Origin of the sequence: Colwellia sp. 6M3 (genome assembly GCF_014077595.1) — a bacterium.
In the GTDB taxonomy this organism is placed as follows: domain Bacteria; phylum Pseudomonadota; class Gammaproteobacteria; order Enterobacterales; family Alteromonadaceae; genus Cognaticolwellia.
Genome location: NZ_JACGWF010000131.1, coordinates 1 through 7,804, shown reverse-complemented (window position 1 = coordinate 7,804; position 7,804 = coordinate 1). Strand labels below are relative to the sequence as shown.

General features: G+C 37.7%; 7 protein-coding genes and 4 tRNA genes. All 11 read right to left on the bottom strand.

The window, feature by feature from the left end:
* Positions 1-265, bottom strand: a 265-nt coding sequence (locus H4J50_RS17850) for a GTP-binding protein (RefSeq protein WP_259366262.1), incomplete at its 3' end; no start/stop codon positions are given.
* 82 nt (positions 266-347) lie between these two features.
* Positions 348-423, bottom strand: a tRNA-Thr gene (locus H4J50_RS17845).
* A 16-nt stretch (positions 424-439) separates the two neighbouring features.
* Positions 440-514, bottom strand: a tRNA-Gly gene (locus tag H4J50_RS17840).
* 27 nt (positions 515-541) lie between these two features.
* Positions 542-626 (bottom strand) — tRNA-Tyr (locus H4J50_RS17835).
* Positions 627-661: 35 nt separating this feature from the next.
* Positions 662-737: transfer RNA gene (locus H4J50_RS17830), tRNA-Thr, on the bottom strand.
* A 110-nt stretch (positions 738-847) separates the two neighbouring features.
* The gene (locus H4J50_RS17825) at positions 848-1,606 is read right to left on the bottom strand and encodes a type III pantothenate kinase (RefSeq protein ID WP_182257549.1); all 759 of its coding nucleotides are present in this window, start codon (positions 1,604-1,606) and stop codon (positions 848-850) included.
* Positions 1,603-2,577: a bifunctional biotin--[acetyl-CoA-carboxylase] ligase/biotin operon repressor BirA gene (gene birA / locus H4J50_RS17820; RefSeq protein WP_182257548.1), complete on the bottom strand. Its 975-nt coding sequence runs from the start codon at positions 2,575-2,577 to the stop codon at positions 1,603-1,605. The genes H4J50_RS17825 and birA overlap by 4 nt, the downstream gene beginning before the upstream one ends.
* Entirely contained in the window at positions 2,561-3,607 is a 1,047-nt protein-coding gene (gene murB / locus H4J50_RS17815; RefSeq protein ID WP_182257547.1) for a UDP-N-acetylmuramate dehydrogenase, read from the bottom strand. The genes birA and murB overlap by 17 nt, the downstream gene beginning before the upstream one ends.
* Positions 3,608-3,711: 104 nt before the next feature.
* Positions 3,712-5,871 (bottom strand): polysaccharide biosynthesis tyrosine autokinase, encoded by a 2,160-nt coding sequence (locus H4J50_RS17810; protein ID WP_182257546.1) that lies wholly within the window; start codon positions 5,869-5,871, stop codon positions 3,712-3,714.
* Complete coding sequence (locus H4J50_RS17805; RefSeq protein ID WP_259366294.1) at positions 5,868-6,377, bottom strand: polysaccharide biosynthesis/export family protein; 510 nt, start codon at positions 6,375-6,377, stop codon at positions 5,868-5,870. Before H4J50_RS17805 ends, H4J50_RS17810 begins: the two co-directional genes overlap by 4 nt.
* A 180-nt stretch (positions 6,378-6,557) precedes the next feature.
* Entirely contained in the window at positions 6,558-7,721 is a 1,164-nt protein-coding gene (locus tag H4J50_RS17800; protein ID WP_182257544.1) for an outer membrane beta-barrel protein, read from the bottom strand.
* Positions 7,722-7,804 lie beyond the last annotated feature (83 nt).

Sequence of the window (7,804 nt, the reverse complement as noted above, 5' to 3'; positions counted from 1 at the left end):
TGTAATCAGCATGGCCAGGACAATCTACGTGGGCGTAGTGACGGATTGCAGTATCGTACTCGATGTGAGAAGTATTGATTGTAATACCACGCTCACGCTCTTCAGGAGCATTATCGATTTGTGCGAAGTCTTTAACTTCACCACCGTGTACTTTAGTTAATACCGCAGAGATAGCGGCTGTTAGTGTTGTTTTACCGTGATCGACGTGACCAATAGTACCAACGTTAACGTGCGGTTTATTACGTTCAAATTTTGCTTTAGCCATCTTAAAATACCTCTGGGTACATTAAATAAATTAATTTATTGTGTTAAACATTGATTAATCTATAGAAGGTCTAAAGAAGAAGTGGTGCTGATAGGCAGATTCGAACTGCCGACCTCACCCTTACCAAGGGTGCGCTCTACCAACTGAGCCATATCAGCATTTCTCTATAAAGACTGGAGCGGGTGGCGGGAATCGAACCCGCTTCATCAGCTTGGAAGGCTGAGGTAATAGCCAGTATACGACACCCGCTAATCTATCAGATTATCTCTGTTAAAATGGTGGAGGGAGGTGGATTCGAACCACCGAAGGCTGAGCCGTCAGATTTACAGTCTGATCCCTTTGGCCACTCGGGAACCCCTCCAAATTTTATTTTTCACATTACAAGTAATGTATTAATGGTGCCGACTGCCGGAGTCGAACTGGCGACCTACTGATTACAAGTCAGTTGCTCTACCAACTGAGCTAAGTCGGCACTACATTAAGTGGTGCGAATTCTAGAGTAATGTTTTCTAGCTTGCAACACCAAAATGCAAAAAAAAGCATGTTTTTATGCGTTTGATGGTTTTTTGCACACAATGACATTTAATTGTTGATTGTATCTCGTCGTTCAGTGGCCTTAAAACAGCTTAAGCCATGAAATATTAGCTTTGGCTCAAGCTGACAAGTCTCTGGAATAAGGTTAGCAATTTTTTGAGCATTGCCGCCAGTGATTAACACTTTGTTCAGTACAAGCAAGTTGTTTGCTTGGGTAATCGCTTCTTTGATAGCGCCAATAGTCATAGCCCAACTGCCATGATTTAAACAGCTTGAGCTGTCGGTACCAAATTCAAGGCTTGCGCTAGCACTTGGTGAGGCAACAATTTTATTGGTTCGAGACAACAAGCTACTAAATAGCACCTCTACGCCAGGCATTATCCAACCACCATGATGCTGGCCATTAACATCTAAAATATCCACTGTTGTCGCTGTACCGGCATCAATAATTAGTATGTTTTGTTGTGGGTAAAGCTGCTTAGCTCCTATTAAAGCTAGCCAACGGTCAACACCTAAGCGTTCTGCTTGATGATAAGAAGACTTAACACCAAAAGCTTGTGCACTGCTGTGAACTTGTAAGCAGGCAATATTTTTTTCTGTAGCCCAGCATTCAATTGATTCAAGTACTTCCTGTCCATGCACGTTAGCCACAATAATTTCAGTGACTTGTGAAAACTCACCTTGCGATAATTGGTTTTGAAAAGTCTGATAATCTACATATATAACATCAGAGAATACCGAAGAGGTTTTAGTGCCTTGCAGCACATATTTTACCTGCGTGTTACCAACATCAACTAATAGTCTCATATACCAGCCCTTAAACTTACTTCACCGCCATAAACAGGACTAACTTGGCCGTTTACTTCTAGCATTAATGCGCCTTGTGCGTTAATGCCGCGACAAATACCCCGGGTAACTTTTTCTCCCGTGATTAATGAAACTGGTTTATTGTAATAAAAATCTTGTGATTGCCATTGCGCAACCATGGTATTTATACCTGTTTCGCTGTGTACTTTAAGGCGTGTAAGCAATGCTGAAATAATACTGGCCGCCAAAACATTACGATCTATATCTACACCAAGCGCTGTCGATAAATCAATCCAAGGTTGGTCAACTAAGGCTGCACTCTTTTCTGGCATTTTAATATTTAAACCAATACCAATAACACAATGACAAGGCTCCATTGCTTGACCTTCAAGATCAATTAAAATTCCCGCAAGTTTGACACCATTAAAATAAATGTCATTTGGCCATTTCAGTTCAACATCAACACTATACAAAGATTTTATAGCATCACTCACGGCAAGTGCAGCGACAACGCTTAAGCCCATTGCAGCCGACATACCTTGCTCTAAATGCCAATACATCGATAAATAAATATGCGAACCAAAAGGAGAAATCCACTGCCGCCCTCTTCGCCCTCGCCCTGCACTTTGGTGCTCAGCAATACACACTTGCCCAGGAATATTTTGATTAGGTAAGCGTCGCATTAAGTAACTATTAGTAGAATCAATTAAGTTATGTACTTCTACTTTTGCTGGAGTTTTTTGCTCAATAAGTAATTGCGTAATACGGCTTTCATCGAGCAGTTCAATGGGGTTTGCTAAACGATAACCTTTACCAGTAACACTAAATATATCGAAACCTATTTCCTGCAAAGCACTAATATGTTTTGAAATGGCAGCTCGGCTAACACCTAACTCCTCACCTAAAGCTTGGCCTGATAAAAACTCACCTTTGACCAACCTCTTTATTAATTGCTCACGTATGGCTTTCATTTTCACTTCCTGTATTGGCATTGCGCAATTCACCGTTAGCACCAATAAACCGAACTTCTGGCACTAATTGGATGTTAAATTTAGCCATAACTTGTTCCTGAATATAAACCGACAGAGCTACAATTTGTTCGCCCTGTTCACTTTCATAATTGATAATAACTAAGGCTTGGTTTTCATGCACGCCAACACCGTGTTGACGAAAGCCTTTAAGACCTGTTTGTTCAATTAACCATCCCGCTGCTAGCTTTATGTCACCATTAGATTGTCGATAATGCGGCATAGTAGAATACTGATGATGCAGTTTATTAAACAAAGCTTCTTTCACTATAGGATTTTTAAAAAAACTGCCCGCGTTAGGCAAGTCTTTAGGATCAGGTAATTTGGCTTGGCGAAGCTGAATGACCTTTGCCATTATAGCTTCAGGTGTAACAGGTGAGGTAATATCGCTCAAACCTTGATAGCTATTTACTGCTTGCCAAGCTTTTGGAAAAACGAAATTAACATGAGTAATAATTCCCGAACCATTTAACGCTCGCTTAAAAATACTGTCACGATAACCAAATTGACATTGCGCGTTAGTAAAGTTTATTTGTTTTTGTTGAGCAAAATCGAACCATGAAACAGACTCGATGAAATCGCACACTTCGATGCCATAAGCACCTATATTTTGCACAGGTGCAGCACCAACACTTCCAGGAATTAAGGCTAAATTTTCTAAACCGAATATGCCACGTTTAATACAAAACAGCACAAAATCATGCCAATTTTCTGCACACGCAACTTTAACTTGAAAATATTCATCGCTTTCGTTGACTTCAATGCCCATAAGACTAGGTTTAATAATAATAGGAGCACTTGTTTGGCAAAATAAAGAGTTGGTACCTTCACCGAGAATATAAGATGACGTCGCTTTTGCTACTGGTATTTCAGCCAACTCTTTTAACGTCGATGGAAAAAATATCTCTGGTGTAACAACAGGCACATTAAAGCTATTGAAAGATTTTAAGGAGAAGTTTGTACGTATTTTCATAACAGTGACTATTAAAAATTTGCCTTATTGTACGCAAAAATAGCCAAGGCATAAACTGCTTTGATCGCAATTGAATTAAGTAAGTAAATGATAATAAGTTTGAGTTAACCGCGTTTTCTGGCCGCGAGCTTAATGATATTGTCGCGCTCGGTATAATATTTATTCTGATATTTATCAGTATCAATATTTTCACTGTGGTTAACCACTACACCTTCAATTGGTGCATTCACTTGTTTTAGCATTCTAAGACCTGACGAAATTTGTTCTCGTTTAGTTTTGTTACCGTGCACAATATAAATAACACTATCCACTAATTTTGAGATAATAACGGCGTCACTCACCGCATGAACAGGTGGAGTTTCAATAATAATACGATCATAAAAGTTGCCAAATACTTTAATCAACATATTAAAACGTTTCATTGAGAGAAAGGCTAACGGGTTAGCGGGGGTTACACCTGAGGTTAAAATATCTAATTTGACGTTTTTATCACGAATAATACATTCATTAATTTGATGCGTTTTAGCTAACAAGTTAGATAATCCTGGGCGATGTTCATTCAAATTCATATTTTTAGCAATGGTTGGGTGTCGCATATCGGCTTCTATAAGTAACACTTTTTCCATTTCACTGAACGAACGAGCAAGATGCAACGCAACAGTCGATTTACCTTCATTAGGCACTGAAGAAGTTACTGCTATAATCTTCGGCGGCTTCTTTTCATTATTAAATAACAAAGCAGTGCGTAATGTTCTTATCGCTTCAGTAAATCTATTATCTGTAGTGTAAGCATCTTCCTTTTTTTGATGAGCTCTCACCTTGATTTTTGGTAAAACAGCGAGAATAGGTGCGTCATTAAAATTATCCAATTTTCGGCGCGAATTCAATGTATCCATTAGCAATTCACGCATGATAATAATCAATGAAATCACTGCTAGCGAGAGTATAAACGTGAAAGCTATCACCATTATTTTATTAGGTGCAGACTGGCTTTTTGGTACGGTTGCTTTATCTATAAACCGAACATAAAAATTCGATTTATAGTTACCCATAGCATCAGCTTCTTTTAAGCGTACTAAATAGTTATTGTAAAGCTCTTTGTTGGTATCCACTTCACGCGTTAACTGCGAAAATTTATTTTGTAAACGACTTAAGCGTAAGTAGTCTTTTTTGGCGATATCTAAGCGCTGTTTTGTACCATTAACTTTCTCTACTGCACTAAAATATTCTTTCTCCATTGAGATAACAATATCGTAAACTTGCTGTGTAATACGGTTTTGTAAGGACATTAATTCGGCATTAACGGCAATTTGTTTCGGATGCTTAGGGCCATATCGTTTCGATAACTCGAACATTTTACGTTCAACTTTCTCTTCTTCTCGACGTAATTGCATTAACGTTGCATGACTACTTATTTCATGTAGCTCACTGAGCTTTGCAATATCTCCTGCGTATTTTTGAATCTCTTGATGTGAAATAGCAAGATCATCGGCTAATTTCGCCGCCTTCAAGGTTTCCGATGTTAACTCTGTCAGTTGAGAGCCTACCAAGCCCACCACACCATGAATATCGACAATACCTTCAGCTTCTCGATATGCTTGCAAAGACAACTCTGACAGTTGCAGTTTTTTGCCTAACTCTTCAAGTTGGTCAACCAGCCACTGAGAAGTGGTTTCTTTTGATGCACTATGAATTTCGTCTTGATATTGCAGATACGTAACACCCACTTGATTCGCTATTTCTTGTGATAATTGTGCAGAAAAAGATACATAAGATATTTTAACTAACTCAGTACCCGCAATTGGTACTATGGATAAATTTTGTTGAAATTTTCGAACAACATCACTGACTGTCGCTTGGGATTTTCGTTGCCCCACGTTAGTAAGAAAAACAAGTTTATCGTTATATTTCCCGCTATTGAATTCTGCGTGTTTAACTAGATTAAGTTGATAAATAACACGCTCGGCAAACTTTCGAGAACGTAATAACTCAAATTGTGTTTGAATTTGCTCTTTACTGGCATTTGATTCATTAAAGGCATCATTAATCGATAAGGTATTCGCAGGTTTGTTAGTACCAATTTGTAGAATTGCAGTCGCACTATATGAAGGTTTAAGTAACGATACATAAACTGCAGCTAAAAGTGTCAAGATCAAAGTAAAAAATATAATTTTCCATCGACGCGACCAAAGCGGCGTTAAAATTTCTTTTAAAGCCACTTCTTCATTAATGGATATTAAATTTTTATTTTCTATTGTTTTCAAAAAAAGCTTTGCTCAATTTCTATTATATCGTCTGGTAAAATCGCGCTGGAAACATTCGCGTCAATTACCAATTTTTTACCATCGACTAATCTTGTAATATTCCAAGATGACTTCGACGCTCTAGCTGCTAGACCACCAGCGATAGCTATCGCCTTATCTAGGGTTAAATCCTCTTGAAAAGGATAACCTCCCGGGCGCTTAACTTGCCCATGAATAAAAAAAGGTCGGTACATTGCAATAGACACATTTACTTGTGGGTCAATGAGATAATCACCGCGTAAGCCGTTTGCAATTTTATTCTCTAATTCTTTTGGCGATAACCCCGCCACCTTAATATCAGATAAAAATGGAAAAGAAATAACACCAGATTTATTAATTTTAATGTTGGTGGTTAAATCTTTTTCGCCATAAACCGTGATCTGAACTTGATCGCCAGCACCTAATGTATAATCACTACCTGTTGCATGGGCAAGAAAAAACAACAAGCCAAAGATTAAAATTCGCATATCTTTCATCCGATTATGTTAAAAATTTAACATCAAGTTAAAGCTCTCTACTGACTCTTAAATGTTAGTAACATTATTACTGCCACTAAGTATCTGTTCACACGCTTAAGCAATTAAAATTTATGTATTATTGCATTTACTGCTTTACTGCTATTTTTGCCAGATACAAATATTCGTGACTTACAAATCAAGTTTTAGGCTAATACCCAGTTTGTTATACGCAAAGTCGATATTGCCATAATTTGCATCGAGTGTTTTATAGTCATAAGACAATTGAAAACTTAAACGATCGTTGTACGCGTAATCTAATTCCAGCGTAGTAAATAAATAGTCTTCATCTTTACTTCCCAGTGGCGATATAAATTCATCGTTATTAATACCGACAGCAAAAAAGACAGATAAATGCTCTGTAAAGTCATGCATAACATCAATTTGATATGTTTGTGCTAAACGATAGCTGCTGATTAACCGATAGGTTTCATCAAATTTTCGATTTGATACAATATGCAGGGTAGTAAAATCAGATGGACGCCATGTGTAGTCAACTCGCCACTTGAACGCACTATCATCGCTTAAGCGATTATCTTCGAAAGTTAAGTTCTGATAACCAACAAGAAAGTTAAGTTCACTGATCACCGTGGTGTACCATTTAACACCAATGAGTCCCGCTATGCTGTCTCGACTAATGAGAGGATCGTTCGGGTAATCGATAATTTTGTAATCGAGATCAAAGGCTAAATACGTTTTCCCCGATAATAAATAATCAAAACTCGATTTTATGTGCAGTATTTCTGTATCTAATCTGTTGGTGTCAGCACGTCGAGTAGTAAATTCACTTTCTTGATAGTTAAGGCCGAAGTTTACTCTGCCTTGAGATTCAAATGTGCCGTACTCATAGCCAATACTTGCACCTAAAATTTCTTGTTCATCACCTTTTGATAAGGCTTCAGCTTGGCCTAAAGATAAGCCTGTACCGCGATAAATATAATTTTTTAACCAAAGTGCAGAAACATGTAGCCGTTGATTTTGACTAAACTTGAATTGATATTTAGGAATGATAGTGAAATTGGTATGGTTGTCATCCTCGAACTTATCGAAAAGATGCGTGGCAATATTAGCATCGAAGTTAAATGCCGATTGTTGGCTTTTTGAAGTTAAAGATACATCAGAGCTTAGCGAATAAAAACGAGTGCCTGGTTCGTTATTAGATAAATATAAAAAATTATCTATATAACCCGCTTCAGGAACTACGCTAAACGCTAGTGTATTGTCAAATTCTGCCAATACTAACGTGCTAAATGTGCAATAAGTTGTACATACAGCTAAGAATCGAGAAAAACTCATATCTCAAATTTGCCTATTTTTTATTATTATTATACGGATAAGTACATTAATCCGGTTGGCAGTTTAGCCATTTATATTACCTA